The organism is Halopiger goleimassiliensis (assembly GCF_000455345.1).
GTDB classification, from domain to species: domain Archaea; phylum Halobacteriota; class Halobacteria; order Halobacteriales; family Natrialbaceae; genus Halopiger_A; species Halopiger_A goleimassiliensis.
Genome location: NZ_HG315691.1, coordinates 594,031 through 606,921, shown reverse-complemented (window position 1 = coordinate 606,921; position 12,891 = coordinate 594,031). Strand labels below are relative to the sequence as shown.

13 protein-coding genes are annotated in these 12,891 nt (G+C 70.0%); 8 read left to right on the top strand and 5 right to left on the bottom strand.

Annotation, left to right across the window (positions count from 1 at the left end):
- Nucleotides 1–13: 13 nt before the first annotated feature.
- Nucleotides 14–1,075: a type 2 isopentenyl-diphosphate Delta-isomerase gene (gene fni, locus TX79_RS17645; protein WP_049929263.1), complete on the bottom strand. Its 1,062-nt coding sequence runs from the start codon at nt 1,073–1,075 to the stop codon at nt 14–16.
- Between the two features lie 120 nt (nt 1,076–1,195).
- Here fni and TX79_RS17640 point away from each other — a divergent pair, with 120 nt between their 5' ends.
- Together TX79_RS17640 and TX79_RS17635 are read left to right on the top strand one after the other, a co-directional pair.
- Nucleotides 1,196–1,624: a hypothetical protein gene (locus TX79_RS17640; RefSeq protein WP_049929262.1), complete on the top strand. Its 429-nt coding sequence runs from the start codon at nt 1,196–1,198 to the stop codon at nt 1,622–1,624.
- A 63-nt stretch (nt 1,625–1,687) separates the two neighbouring features.
- Entirely contained in the window at nt 1,688–2,089 is a 402-nt protein-coding gene (locus TX79_RS17635; protein WP_326544641.1) for a hypothetical protein, read from the top strand.
- Nucleotides 2,090–2,107: 18 nt separating this feature from the next.
- Here the strand turns inward: TX79_RS17635 and rpiA are convergent, their stop codons facing one another.
- Nucleotides 2,108–2,818 (bottom strand): ribose-5-phosphate isomerase RpiA, encoded by a 711-nt coding sequence (gene rpiA / locus TX79_RS17630; RefSeq protein ID WP_049928956.1) that lies wholly within the window; start codon nt 2,816–2,818, stop codon nt 2,108–2,110.
- Nucleotides 2,819–2,928: 110 nt separating this feature from the next.
- Here rpiA and TX79_RS17625 point away from each other — a divergent pair, with 110 nt between their 5' ends.
- The 4 genes from TX79_RS17625 to TX79_RS17610 are packed head-to-tail and all read left to right on the top strand — an operon-like array spanning nt 2,929 to nt 7,683.
- On the top strand, nt 2,929–3,705 hold the full coding sequence (locus tag TX79_RS17625) for an ABC transporter ATP-binding protein (RefSeq protein ID WP_049928955.1): 777 nt from the start codon (nt 2,929–2,931) through the stop codon (nt 3,703–3,705).
- Entirely contained in the window at nt 3,705–5,075 is a 1,371-nt protein-coding gene (locus TX79_RS17620) for an ABC transporter permease (protein ID WP_049928953.1), read from the top strand. Before TX79_RS17625 ends, TX79_RS17620 begins: the two co-directional genes overlap by 1 nt.
- A gap of 59 nt (nt 5,076–5,134) precedes the next feature.
- Nucleotides 5,135–6,442: an outer membrane protein assembly factor BamB family protein gene (locus TX79_RS17615; protein WP_049928951.1), complete on the top strand. Its 1,308-nt coding sequence runs from the start codon at nt 5,135–5,137 to the stop codon at nt 6,440–6,442.
- Nucleotides 6,439–7,683, top strand: coding sequence for an outer membrane protein assembly factor BamB family protein (locus TX79_RS17610; protein WP_049928950.1), 1,245 nt, complete (start codon nt 6,439–6,441; stop codon nt 7,681–7,683). The genes TX79_RS17615 and TX79_RS17610 overlap by 4 nt, the downstream gene beginning before the upstream one ends.
- A 68-nt stretch (nt 7,684–7,751) precedes the next feature.
- Here the strand turns inward: TX79_RS17610 and TX79_RS17605 are convergent, their stop codons facing one another.
- Nucleotides 7,752–8,483, bottom strand: coding sequence for a DUF5518 domain-containing protein (locus TX79_RS17605; protein WP_049928949.1), 732 nt, complete (start codon nt 8,481–8,483; stop codon nt 7,752–7,754).
- 84 nt (nt 8,484–8,567) lie between these two features.
- On the bottom strand, nt 8,568–9,689 hold the full coding sequence (locus tag TX79_RS17600) for an AI-2E family transporter (RefSeq protein WP_049928948.1): 1,122 nt from the start codon (nt 9,687–9,689) through the stop codon (nt 8,568–8,570).
- A 94-nt stretch (nt 9,690–9,783) separates the two neighbouring features.
- Between TX79_RS17600 and TX79_RS17595 the strand changes: the two genes are divergently transcribed.
- A complete protein-coding gene (locus TX79_RS17595) occupies nt 9,784–10,887 on the top strand; it encodes a thiamine ABC transporter substrate-binding protein (RefSeq protein WP_049928947.1) in 1,104 nt (367 codons plus the stop codon).
- An 86-nt stretch (nt 10,888–10,973) separates the two neighbouring features.
- The gene (locus TX79_RS17590) at nt 10,974–11,336 is read left to right on the top strand and encodes a hypothetical protein (protein ID WP_049928946.1); all 363 of its coding nucleotides are present in this window, start codon (nt 10,974–10,976) and stop codon (nt 11,334–11,336) included.
- Between the two features lie 63 nt (nt 11,337–11,399).
- Here TX79_RS17590 and TX79_RS17585 read toward each other — a convergent pair whose 3' ends face one another.
- Nucleotides 11,400–12,743, bottom strand: a complete 1,344-nt coding sequence (locus tag TX79_RS17585; protein ID WP_049928944.1) for a tryptophanase — start codon at nt 12,741–12,743, stop codon at nt 11,400–11,402.
- Between the last annotated feature and the right edge of the window lie 148 nt (nt 12,744–12,891).

Genomic DNA, 12,891 nt, shown 5'->3' with positions numbered 1-12,891 from the left:
AGTTGGAAGCGTGCTACTGTATGCGTCCCTCGAGATACTCCTTCGTCCGCCCGAGGACGACGTACTCCGCCTCCCGCAACTCGGCGACCGACGCCGAGCCGGTGACGAACATCGCCGTGCGCAACTCGAGGGTGAGCTGTTCGATCAGGTCGACGACGGCGTCGGTGCCCCGACCCGCCGGACCGAGGAACGGCTTCGCGAGGCCGCCGGCCTGCGCGCCGAGCGCGATCGCCTTCGCGACGTCGAGTCCGGAGCGAACGCCACCGCTGGCGATCACGCAGTCGTGTTCGTCCGCGGCCTCGAGCGTGCTCACCGCCGTCGGAACGCCCCAGGCGCGGAACAGCCGCCCGACCTGTTCCTGGCGGTCGGCCCCGACCGCGGCGGCGCGATAGGACTCGATGCCGGACCACGTCGTCCCGCCCTGGCCGGCGACGTCGATCGCGTCGACGCCGGCGTCGGCGAGCCTGCGGGCGGTCTCCCGGGCGATGCCGTTGCCCGTCTCCTTGACGACCACTGGGACCGAGAGGCCGGCGGCGACCCGTTCGATGGCCTCGAGACAGCCCCGGGCGTCGACGTCGCCCTCCGGCTGGACGGCCTCCTGCAGGAAGTTCAGGTGGATCGCCATCGCGTCGGCGTCGATCATCTCGACGGCCTCCTCGACGTCCGCGAGGTCGTACTCGAGCAGCTGGGCCGCGCCGACGTTACCGTAGAGGAAGGCGTCGGGCGCGACGTCCCGGACGACGGTGTAGGACTCGAGTAAGGCCTCGTCGTCGAGTTCGAGGCCGGCCCGCTGGCTGCCGACGCCCATGGCCACGTTCGTCTCCTGGGCGGCTTCGGCGAGCGCCCGGTTGAGTTTCGTCGTGTTGGGGTGGCCGCCGGTCATGCTCTCGATGACGATGGGGGCCGCGAGTTCGTGCCCGAACAGCGTCGTCGTCGTGTCGATTTCGTCGCGGTGGATCTCCGGGAGCGCCTCGTGGACGAGTTCGACGTCCGCAAATCCTGTTCCCGTCGTTTCGACGTCCTCTTCTTCGATGATTCGGATGTGATCGTCTTTCCTGTCGGGTGTCTCGGGCATCGAATCGTCTCCGATCGAACGGTCGGAAAGCGGCGTTGAAAACCTGTCCATCGCCGGCCGCGACGACAGCCACTGCAACCGAACTCGAGTTTTTTGCCCGTCGACGGTGTCGACGGAGACATGTTGCGCAAACTGTTGATCGCGTTCGGCATCTTCGAAATCGCCAAGCCGGAGCCGGTCGTCGAGGCCTGCGAGCGCATCGGCCTCGAGAACCCCGACGCCACCGAGCGCCACGAGTGGGCGCTGTGGGGTGCCCGCCTCGAGGGCGTCGTCTTCGTCTGGCTGCTCGCCCGGCGGGAGTCCGGTTCCCGGCTGGTCACCCTCCTGCTGGGGCTGGCCGGCGCGATCCTCGTGGTCGTCCCCGGGCCGATCATCGAACTCAGCCAGCGGTTCGTCTACGCGAACACCGACGACCTCGAGTTGAAACCGTGGGTGCGACCCGCGGCCCGCCTGCTCGGCGCGCTCTACCTGCTCGTCGTCGCGCTCTCGATGCGGAGCGGCGACGAGGAAGCGGTGGCCGAGGACGGGACCGCAGAGGCGACGGCGTGACCGGCGGCCGACCTCGCTCTCGCCGGTCGCACGCTTTTCCCGAGGGTCGTCGTACGGCGGACCATGGCTGTGCTCCGGACGCTCGCGATGGGGATCGGACTGTTACACGTCGTCGTCCCGGGTCGGGTCGTCGATGCGGCCGAAGACCTCGCGTTCACCAACCCAGAGGCGGGACGGCTCCGACGGTGGACCCTCCCGCTGGCGCGCCTCGAGGGGCTGGCGTTCGTCCTGTTGCTGCGCCGGGGCGGGCTCCCGAGACCGTTCCGGACCTCGCTGGGGCTGTTCGGCCTCCTGCTGGCTGCGATCCCCCGACGGATGCTCGCGTTCGGCCTCGGGCTCTCCTACGAGAACCCCGAAGAACTCGAGGTGCGCCCGTGGGTGGTGCCGGTGACGCGACTCCTCGGCGTGGTGTACGCGGCCGTCGTGCTGTTCGTCGGGAAAGCGGACGCGCCCGAGGAAGGATAATCGCCGCAAGCAGCCGCATCAGCGGTAGTCGCGTCGGTCGACGCCGTCCTCGCGCCCGACGTAGGTCGCGTCGGCCAGATCGACGAACAGGCCGTGCTCGAGCACGCCCGGCAGCGCCGACAGTTCGGCCGCGAGGGCGGCGGGGTCGTCGATCGGCCCGAACTCGCAGTCGAGCACGAGGTTCCCGTTGTCGGTGACGACGGGACCGTCCTTCCCCTCGGCCTCGCGAAGCGTCGGCTCGCCGCCGAGGTCGCGGATCCGGTCGGCGACGACGGTGTGGGCCGCGGGCAGGACGGCGACCGGCACCGGGCGCTCGAGTCGGGTCGTCAGCTTCGAGGGATCGGCGACGACGACGAACCGCTCGGCCGCGCTGTCGACGAGTTTCTCGCGTGCGTGGGCCGCGCCGCCGCCCTTGATCAGCGCGCCGTGGGCGCTCGAGTCTGGGTCGTCGACCACCTGGTCAGCGCCGTCGATGGCGAGGTCGACGCTCTCGACCGCGTCGAGGTCCGTCAGCGGAACCCCGACCTCGAGCGCGAGTTGCCGGGACTGGAACGAGGTGGGGATCCCCCGGATCTCGAGGCCGTCGGCGACCGCCTCGCCGAGCGCCTCGATCGCGTAGGCGGTCGTCGAGCCGGTTCCCAGGCCGACGACGAAGCCGTCCTCGACCGCCTCGGCCGCCCGTTCGCCCGCCCGGCGTTTCGCGTCCGCGGAGCCGCCTGCCGTCTTCATGGTAGGCAGGGCGTCCGGCGACGGGAAAAAGGTACACGTCTCGAGCGGTCCCCGTCCACGTCGTCCCCGTTCGGCTGAACTTTTTTCCCCGCCCCTGTGGTCCGACCCCTATGGCTTCGGGTAGCGACGCGACGACGGGATCGGCGGTCGCCCTCGAGGACGTCCGCAAGACCTACCGGCTGGCCGAACCCGTCCACGCCCTCGACGGCGTTACGCTCGAGATCCCCCGCGGGTCGTACACGGCGATCATGGGGCCGAGCGGGTCGGGCAAGTCGACGCTGATGAACCTCGTCGGCTGTCTGGATACGCCGACCGAGGGGTCGGTCGTCGTCGACGGCCGGGAGGTAGCGGGACTCGGCGAACGCGAACGGACCCGCCTCCGGGGAACGACGGTCGGCTTCGTCTTCCAGACGTTCAACCTCATGCCCCGGCTGAACGCCCTCGAGAACGTCGCGCTCCCCCAGTTGTTCCAGGGCGTCGGTCGCAACGAGCGCCGCGAGCGGGCGCGGACGCTGCTCGAGCGGGTCGGCCTCGGCGATCGGACCGATCACATGCCCAACGAACTCTCGGGCGGCCAGCGCCAGCGGGTGGCCCTGGCCCGGGCGCTGGTGAACGACCCCGCGATCGTGCTGGCCGACGAGCCCTCGGGGAACCTCGACACGGAGACGGAGGCCGACGTACTCGACCTCTTCGCGGCGTTCCACGAGGGCGGGACGACGATGGTCGTCGTGACCCACGAGCGCCACGTCGCCGAACGCGCCGAACGGATCGTCCACCTGCTCGACGGCCGGATCGAACGGATCGAGGAACTCGAGCCGACGGATCGGGGAGCGGGCGATCCGCCGGAACCGGGCCGCTCGGACGGACGGCCGGGATCGAACCGCTGATGCGACCGCTCGCCTCCCTCCGGCTCTCGTGGCGGTCGATCCGCGGCCACAAACTCCGGTCGGCGCTGACGGCGCTTGGCGTCGTCATCGGCATCGCGGCGGTGATCGCGTTCGTCACGCTGGGCGCGAGCCTCCAGGCCGGCGTCGTCGCCGACATCAGCCCCGACGACCAGCGCAACGTCTACGGCTGGGCCGCCGACCCCGAGACCGAGGGCGGGCCGCTGGCGGGTGCCCAGCCGGTGTTCAGCGAGGACGACCTCGCGACGCTCGAGGAGCGCGACGCGATCGACGCGGCCTACGGCTACATGCCGCTGTCGACGCAGGCGCTCGTCCACGAGGGCGACGTCACGCCCCAGAGCGACGCGCTGATCGCGGCCGGCCCCTCCTACATCAGGGAGGAGACGCTCGCGGAGGGACGGCAGTTCGAGGCCGGCGAGCGCGAGGCGGTGATCAACCCCGCCGTGGCGGGCGGATTCGACGAACGGGTCGCCGTCGGCGACGAACTGACGATCGCCCTCCAGGGTGGCGGGCAGACCACCGTCACCGTCGTCGGCATCACGGATCGTTCGGAGGGGCTGAGCCCGTTCGAGGGGTTCGGCCCGTCGCCGCGAGTGTACGTCCCGACCGACCCCTACTACGCGGAGGCCGCCGGCGGGATCGTGTCCGGTCCGAGCGAGGACGACGGGGCCGACCCGGGCGGCGAGGGTGGAGAAGGCGACGATGAAACGGCCGACGACGAGACAGGAGACGCCGACGGCGGGGGTGGGGACGCCCTCGAGGCCATCGGCGACGAGGCGCTGTACCTCGCCATCGTCGTCGAGGCCGAGACCGCAGCCGACGAGGACGTCGACGCCGCCCGCGAGGCCGCCCTCGACTACCTCGAGAGCGACGCGTCGGACGCCGCCGCGTTGCTGGGCGAGGACCTCGCGGTGACCCTCCAGACCAGCGCCGAGATGCTCCAGCAACTCGAGGACGTGCTCGACCTGCTGCAGAACTTCATCGTTGGGATCGCGGCCATCTCGCTGGTCGTGGGCTCGATCGGCATCGCGAACATCATGCTGGTGTCGGTGACCGAACGAACCCGCGAGATCGGCATCATGAAAGCCGTCGGCGCGCAGAACCGGGACGTCCTCGGACTCTTCCTGACCGAGGCCGTCGTGTTGGGTGCGATAGGCGCGGTGCTGGGAACGGCGCTCGGTCTCGCCGCGGGCTATCTCGGCGCGTGGTACGTCGACCTGCCGCTGGTCTACCCCTACGAGTACGTCGCGCTCGCCATCGCCGTCGGCGTGCTCGTGGGCGTGTTCTCGGGCCTCTACCCGGCCTGGCGGGCCGCTCGGACCGATCCGATCGACGCGTTGCGATACGAGTGAGCGTCGACCGACTAGTTGGAGAAACAAGACATATACGGAATCGATCCCACGGCGACGGTATGCGACGCCGACAGGTCCTCGCAGCGGTCGGCGGCACCGGCATCGGCGGCATCGCCGGCTGTCTCGAGGACGAGTGCCCTCCACGAGCATCCCCGGAAACACCCCCGGACGGCTGGCCCGTGCCGGGATCGAATCCGGGAAACACGAGCGTCGTCCCCGACGGACTCCCCGCGCCCGACGACGGGTCGCCCGGCCGCGAGCGCTGGCACCTCGAGGGGTGGGACGTAACCGACGCGGTCGGTGCCGCGAGCGCGCCCGTCGTCGACGACGAGTTCGTCTACCTCGCGTACGGGTTGCCCTCCGGCTGGTACCGCGACGACGAGGAAGACGGTGCGCTGGTGGTCGTCGACGAATCGACCGGCGAACTCGAGTGGGAGTACCCGCTGGGCGAACGGGCCAGCGGCGCGCCCGCGCTGGTCGGCGAGAGCGTCCTTATCGGCGACGCTGACGGAATGCTCGCGCGTCTCGAGCGGGCCTCGGGGACGGTCGAGTGGGAACGCGACCTCGGCGCGGCGGTGCGAACGCCAGCGGTCGCCGACGGCTGGTGTTACGTCCAGTGTGACGACGGACGGGTCCACGCGATCGACGTCGAAACCGGCGAGCGCTGCTGGGACGCCGATCCCCGCGGCCTCCTCGAGCGCCTCGGCTGGGGCGACGACTACGAGACTACCGGCCGTCCAGCGGTCGCCGACGGGACGGTCGTCGTGACCACCGGCGTGAGCCGCGACTCGCGGACGACCGGTCTCGTCCGCGCCCTCGATCGAACGTCGGGCGAACGCCGCTGGTCGCAGGACCTCGAGGGACGGCTGTCCGGCCCGCCCCGATCGCCTGCAGTCGCCGACGGCAACGTCTACGTGACCGGCCGCGAACGCCTCGAGGCCTACGCCCTCGCCGACGGCGAACGCGAGTGGACGTTCACGACGGGCTATACGACGAGCGCACCTGCCGTGGGTGAGGACGTCGTCTACTGCTGCGCGAAGAACGTCTACGCGATCGACCGCGACGACGGCACCGAGCGCTGGCGTCACGTGAACCTCGCGCCCGAATCGTCCACCATCGGCGGCTCGGAACGGGTTCCGCTGACCGCCCAGCCGGCGGTCGCCGGCGGGTTCGTCGCCGTCGGCTTCGGCGCGCTCGAGCGCACGAGCGGCGAGCACCTGTGGGGCGAGGTCGGCAACGAGCCCGAGAGCGACTACTTCCACGCCGGGACGAGTCGGTTCGGGGAGGCGATGGCCGGCCACGCGATCGCCAACGGCGCGCTGTACGCGGCCACGAGCGAGGGCCGCGTCGCGAAGGTGGTACCGTGACCGACGCCGGCGACCCGACGGCGAGTCGGCGCGCGGTGCTCGCGACGGGCGTCCTCGGCGCGGCGACCGCGCTCGCAGGCTGTAGCGCGACGGGTGGCGGCCCGCTCGAGACCTTCGACGGCGCGGTCGACGTCGATCCGACGCTCGCGAGGGACGGGCCGTCGTGGCCGGTCGTCCACGGCGATCCGGCGAACACCCGGGCGGTGTCGGCGAGCGTCGCCCCGGAACCCCCGCTCTCGCTCGAGTGGAGCTACGACTACGAGACCCACGTCGGCCACGTCCATCCCGTCGGGCGCGACGGGGCGGTCGTCGGATCGAACCTGGTCGACGACGTCTTCGCCGTCGACGCCGGGAGCGGCCGTCACGACTGGCGGATCACCGACGACCAGATCCTCGAGGCGGAGTTCGAACCCCGGACGAACCCGGTCGTCACGGACGACGCCGTCCTGATCGGCACCCGATCGAGGCTGTGGTCGTTCGACCAGGAAGACGGGAATGTCCGGTGGAACGCCGACGAGTCGATCGACCTCGGCGTGCTCCGCTCGGGGCCGACCGCCGACGATCGATCCGCGTTCGTCGGCACGACGGTCGGTGTCGCCGCCCACGACCTCGAGTCGGGCGAGCGCGAGTGGGAGCGGTCCATCGGCCTCCGACTCGGGGGCGTCCCCGCCGTCCGCGACGACGCGGTGTATCTCGGCGGGAACGACGCCACCCTCCACGCGCTCGAGCGCGAGAGCGGCGACGTTCGCTGGCGGCGGAACGCCGACGGTGCGATCGAAGCCGGGCCCGCGGTGACGGCCTCCGGGATCTACGTCGGGACCGCGGCCGGCACCGTGATCGCGTACGATTTCGACGGCACCGAGCGGTGGCGCACGGCCGTCGACGGCGCGGTCGAGACCCTCGCGGCCGGAAACGGGATCATCTGTGCGACCACCGACGACGCGCTCGCGGTGCTCGACCCCGAGACAGGTGATCGCGCCTGGCGATCGACCCGGTACCTGGATACCGTCGCGGCCGGCGTCGCGATCTGCGGTCGGTGGCTCTTCGCGACGATCGAGGACACGTCGGAGGGCGTTCACGTCGGCCACGCGGGCCGAGTGGGCGCGTTCGACGCCGAGACCGGTCGCCTCGAGTGGGAGAGCGACGAGAGCGGCTTCGTCGCCGGCCCGGCGGTGATCGACGGCGCACTCTACCTGACCGGCCGCCTCGGCGACCCCTCGGCGGTCGTGAAGCTCGCCTAACGGCTCGCTGGGACGGGAGCGACTCCCCTCTCGAGTCGAGCGCACTCCCGTTCGCGGTCCGGGTCCAGTCACTCCCGGTCGCGCTCGGAATCGAGATCCCGTTCGCGGTCGCGGTCCCGATCGCGTTCCCAATCGCGGTCGTACTCCGGGTTTTTCTCGCGGTCCGCGTCCCGCGTTTCGGACCACCGCGTCTCGTCCGTCCGATCGGTCGCCTCCCGGCCGTCCGCGTCCGATCGCTCTCGAGCGTCGCGAGCGGGCCGTCGGTCTCGAGGCTGTCGTCCGGCTTCGCGCTCGCGATTCCACCGCCCTCGCTCCGGCTCTCGATACGTCCGCTCACCGGCGGGTTCTCGCCACCGACCGTCCCGGTACTCGCCTCGAGCGGCCGTCTTCCGGGGTTCGAATCCGATCGAACGACGCGTGGTCGCGTGGTGGTCCGGATACTCGCGGGCGAGATACGCGCCGAGATAGCCACCCAGCAGCCCCAGGCCGACGGTATAGAACAGCGCCATCGCTCCCACGAGGCCGAACAGCGCCAGGACGAACGCGAACCCCTCGAACGGCAACGCGGCGACTCCCATCCCGAACCCGACGATTCCGAGGACGAACATGCCGATCGCAGCGATGGGGACGAACGCGATAGCGCCCGAGAAACCGCCCGCGATCGCCCCCCGACGTCCGTTCGGTCCCTCGAGGAAGCCCGCGACGGCACCGCCGATAATCGTCGAGAATGGGATAAACGAGAGGACGATGCTCACGATCGCCCCGACGAGCGCGTAGACGGCGGTCCGTCCACTGACCATACGGCCGATACCACGGGGAACGACAAATAAGCCGGCGGTGGCCGAACCCGTCCTCCGCGGTCTATCGGCCGTGGAACGATGGTCTCAGTCGTCCGCTGGGCGCGTTCCGGAGTCGTCGTACGTCGTCACTTCGGGTTCCCCTTTCGGCCCGGGTGGCTCCTCGGGCGGGCCGTCCTCGGACTCGGTGGGGTCCACGAAACTGACGTCGGTGTTGACCTCGTCGGCCAGCAGGTCGACGGACTCGACGAAGACGGCCACGATCAGCGGGCCGACGACGATGCCGATCGCGCCCAGCGTGAACAGGCCGCCGGTGAAGCCGACGAAGTAGAGGCTCCCCGGGAGCCGTGCGGAGCGTCGGGCCAGTCGCGGCCGGACGACGATGTCGGGGAACCACGCGATCAGCGTGATGCCGAGGGTACCGACCAGCATCGCCGCCCCGAGTTGACCGGCGACGACGTGATAGAGCGTGATCGGCACGACGAGCATGCTCGGGCCGATTATCGGGACGAACTGCAAGATCGCGGCGATCAGCGCGAGCGTGAAGGCCATCTCGTAGCCGAGCAGCCAGAACAGCGGATAGGCGATCACCAGCGTCGCCACCGACGTCGCCAGTTGGAGGACGTAGATCGCGTACAGCGTCTCCCGTGCCCGCGTGGCCAGCGCGTAGACTACGTCGCGGTACTCCGGCGGCACCGGCGCGACTGCCGCCTGTCCGGCCGCGTCGCCTTTCAACACCAGCGCGAACAGGAGGATGACGAACAGCGCGAACTTGATCGCCAGCACCGGCAACTGCGTCGCGCCCGATACCGCCATCCCGGAGAGCACGTCGATCGCGACCGCTTGCACCTCCGCCACGTCGATCGTGTAGGTCATCTCGAAGGCCGTGATCGGAATCTCCGCCGGAATGCTCTCGAGCAGGCCGATCACCTGATCCAGCCGGACGTACAGCGCCACGAAGATCGGCGAGAAGACCGCGATCGCACTCACGAAACCGATCACCGTCGCCGTCGCCGCCGCGGTCCACTCCGAGAGGCCGCGTCTGACGAGCCAGCCCTGGACGGGGATGAGCACGTACGCGACCGTCAGCGCCAGCAGAATCGTGCCGAGCACCTCGAGCAGGATTGCGCCAGTCAGGATCCCGAGCGCCACCACGACGCCCGCGAGAACGTACCGACGGGTCCGGTCCGCGTTCCGGGTCGCTGTCACAGCCGGGACTCTCACTCGCACGATAAAGTTCTTCGGTCCGACGGGTCACCGTGGGGACACGAGGCTTAAGCCGCTCAGGCGTGAGATACGGACAATGAGACGGCGGACGTACGTCCGTTGTGCTGCCGGTGGGTCGATCGCCGGGCTCGCGGGCTGTTTCACCACCGACGATCCCGAGCCCGAACCGGAGCGCGAGGAGGAAGAGCCGGTCGACGCCGAGGCCGACGGCACCCTCCGGATCGCGACGTACGAATCGATGGTGACCGGCGACGACCCCGCAGGCGCGTGGCTCGCCGAGCGCTTCGCGGAGTCGTTTCCCGACGCCGAACTCGAGTGGACGGTGCCCGACTCGGGGATCGACCACTTCGTACAACGCTACCGGCGCGACGCCGAGATCGACGCGGACGTCTACCTGGGGCTGACCGTCGGCGACCTCGTGCTCGCGGACGGCCGCGGGGCGAGCCGGCTGTTCGACTCCATCGACGTCGACCGACTCGAGCACGCGGATCGCGTCCGCGACGACCTCGCGGTCGACGATCCGGACGACCGAATCGTCCCCGTCGCGACCGGCGAGGTCGCGCTCGTCTACGACGAAACGACGATCAGACCCCCCGCCACGCTCGAGGCGTTGCTCGCGGACGAGTACGCCGACGCCGTTCTCGCGGAGGATCCCCGCTACTCGCTGCCCGGACGGGCGTTTCTCTGCTGGACGGTCGCCGAGTACGGCGACGAGTTCGCCGACTACTGGGCGGACCTTTCGGCGAGCGGGCTCGAGGTGGCCGACTCCTGGACCGACGCCTACGTCGACCGCTACCTCGAGGGTGAGGGGTCCGTCGTGGTGTCGTACACGACGGACCCGGTTGCCGCGGCGAGCTCCGATCGAGCGCCGGAGCGCCACCGCGTCGCGACGCCCGAGGGCCGGGCCATCGGAAGCACCGAGGGCGTCGGAATCTTCGCCGGGACCGAGAACGTCGACCTCGCCCACGAGTTCGTCGATTTCGTCCTCTCCCGGGACGCACAGTCGGCGATCGCCGCGCGGAACTACCAGTTCCCGGCAGTCGAGGACCCGTACGTCGACCGCCCGGACGCGTTCGATGCGGCCGCCGATCCCGAGGAGACAATTGCGGTCACGTACGACGACCTCTCCGGCAGTCTCGACGACTGGCTGACGGAGTGGGAAGCCGTACTGGCCCCCTGACCGGACCGGGCGTCGGTCCGCCCGGCAAACGTGGGCGCATATCCCGCGTGCAGCTTTAAGGCCGGGAACGTGGTACGTCGCGGCGCATGGCGTTCAAACGGCTACTCAGCGGCGACCCATCGAGAACGTCGAAACTCTATCTCGGAATCGGGATCCTCTCGCTCGTCAAGGCGATCGCGGTCCGCGACGACCGGGAGCGGTTCCGACGGGAGCTGGTCGACGCCGGGCTCTTCATCGGCATCGGCGTCGTCCTCCGACGGTACAGTCAGATGAAAGCCGAGAAGCGCTCGGAGATCGAATCGCAGGTCCCCGACGTGTTGCTCGACGTGGCGAAATCCGAGACGGCACGCAGAGGGATTCGAAACGCAGCGCAACGACGGTTCGGGAGCGAACCGGAGCCCGAACCGGGCATCCGCGATCGGGCACGCGCGCTCGTCGCGCGATTCTAACCGCCGCCAGCCTCCGTTCTCCCCGTCGACGGCCTACCATTCGGTCCGGTTCCCCCGCGTCGGTCACGCCAGCGGCTCGAGTTCCGCCGTGAAGTGACGCAGTTCCGGGACGGCCGGGTCCGTCGCGACCTCGAGACCAGACACGGACTCGGGCGACTCGAGAGCGGCCCCAGCGGTCTCGGCGACGTGTTCGAAGTGTTCGCGGTGATACGTCCGACGGGGGACCGCCAGCCGAACGAGTTCCGGTCGCTCCGTATCGGGAAAGGCGAAACTGCCCAGTTCGACGCCGCGGACGCCGCCCTCCCGGTAGAGTTCACAGACCAGCGCCTGCCCGGGGAAGGCCTCGGCCGGAATGTGCGAGAGCGCTTCGCCGGCGTCGATGTAGACCGCGTGGCCGCCGATCGGACGATAGACCGGGACGCCCGCCTCCGCGAGCAGCCCACCGAACTCCCGGACGGACGCGATGCGCTCGCCGACGGTCGAGCCGTCGACGGCTTCCCGGAGGCCGACGGCCATGGCGGCGAGGTCGCGGCCGGCCATCCCGCCGTAGGTGGGGAACCCCTCGTAGAGGATGGCCCGCTGCTTGCACCGGTCGTAGAGGGCCGGATCGTCGGTCGCGACGAAGCCGCCGACGTTGACGAAGGCGTCTTTTTTCCCGCTCATCACCACCGCGTCGGCGTAGCCGAGTTGTTCGCGGGCGATCTCGCCGATCGAGCGGTCCTCGTACGCTGGATCCCGGCGCTTTACGAACGCGGCGTTCTCGGCGAACCGACAGGCGTCGATCACGAACGTCGCGTCGATTTCGTCGGCGAACTCCCGGACTCGCCGGGTGTTCTCCACGCTGACCGGCTGACCCGCCGCCGAGTTGTTCGTGATCGTCTGGATCACCAGCGGAACCCGGTCGGCCCCCACCTCGTCGACGACTTCCCGGGCGCGCTCGAGCGAGAAATTTCCCTTGAACGGCTCCTCGAGGTCGGGATCGAACGCGCCCGACACCGGACAGTCGACCGGGTCGGCCCCCTGGTTGGCGACGTGTGCCCTGGTCGTATCGAAGTGGGTGTTGTTCGGGACGGCGTCGCCCTCCGACAGCAGCGAACCGTAGAGGACGTTCTCCGCGCCCCGTCCCTGGTGGGTCGGCACGACGTGTTCGAACCCCATGACGTCCCGGACCGCCGACGCGAGGCGATCGAAGCTCTCCGAGCCGGCGTAGGCCTCGTCGCCGGCCATCATCGCGGCCCACTGGTCCTCGCTCATCGCGCCCGTGCCGCTGTCGGTCAACAGATCGACGAAGACATCCGACGACGAGAGGTTGAACACGTTGTGCCCGGCCTCCTCGAGCGCGCGCTCGCGGCGCTCTCGAGAGGGTAACGAGATCGATTCCACGACTTTCGATTTGTAGCCGACCATGCCACAGCCACACGATGGCCGGACAGTTCAAATCGAGTGACGGGAGCTGTCGTCCGGGGACAGCAACCGCGGTATATCGGGCAGATTCGAACAGTAGCGAGCGGATCCGTCACCGGCTGATGCCACCACCGGGACCGTCGCCGGCGGC

Bases quoted from the DNA above. Each gene is read 5' to 3' on its own strand.
- TX79_RS17585 (WP_049928944.1), bottom strand. From the start codon at position 12,743: ATGGTCGGCTACAAATCGAAAGTCGTGGAATCGATCTCGTTACCCTCT.
- TX79_RS17590 (WP_049928946.1), top strand. From the start codon at position 10,974: ATGGCGTTCAAACGGCTACTCAGCGGCGACCCATCGAGAACGTCGAAA.
- TX79_RS17615 (WP_049928951.1), top strand. From the start codon at position 5,135: ATGCGACGCCGACAGGTCCTCGCAGCGGTCGGCGGCACCGGCATCGGC.
- TX79_RS17625 (WP_049928955.1), top strand. From the start codon at position 2,929: ATGGCTTCGGGTAGCGACGCGACGACGGGATCGGCGGTCGCCCTCGAG.
- TX79_RS17595 (WP_049928947.1), top strand. From the start codon at position 9,784: ATGAGACGGCGGACGTACGTCCGTTGTGCTGCCGGTGGGTCGATCGCC.
- TX79_RS17640 (WP_049929262.1), top strand. From the start codon at position 1,196: ATGTTGCGCAAACTGTTGATCGCGTTCGGCATCTTCGAAATCGCCAAG.
- fni (WP_049929263.1), bottom strand. From the start codon at position 1,075: ATGCCCGAGACACCCGACAGGAAAGACGATCACATCCGAATCATCGAA.
- TX79_RS17635 (WP_326544641.1), top strand. From the start codon at position 1,688: ATGGCTGTGCTCCGGACGCTCGCGATGGGGATCGGACTGTTACACGTC.
- rpiA (WP_049928956.1), bottom strand. From the start codon at position 2,818: ATGAAGACGGCAGGCGGCTCCGCGGACGCGAAACGCCGGGCGGGCGAA.
- TX79_RS17605 (WP_049928949.1), bottom strand. From the start codon at position 8,483: ATGGTCAGTGGACGGACCGCCGTCTACGCGCTCGTCGGGGCGATCGTG.
- TX79_RS17620 (WP_049928953.1), top strand. From the start codon at position 3,705: ATGCGACCGCTCGCCTCCCTCCGGCTCTCGTGGCGGTCGATCCGCGGC.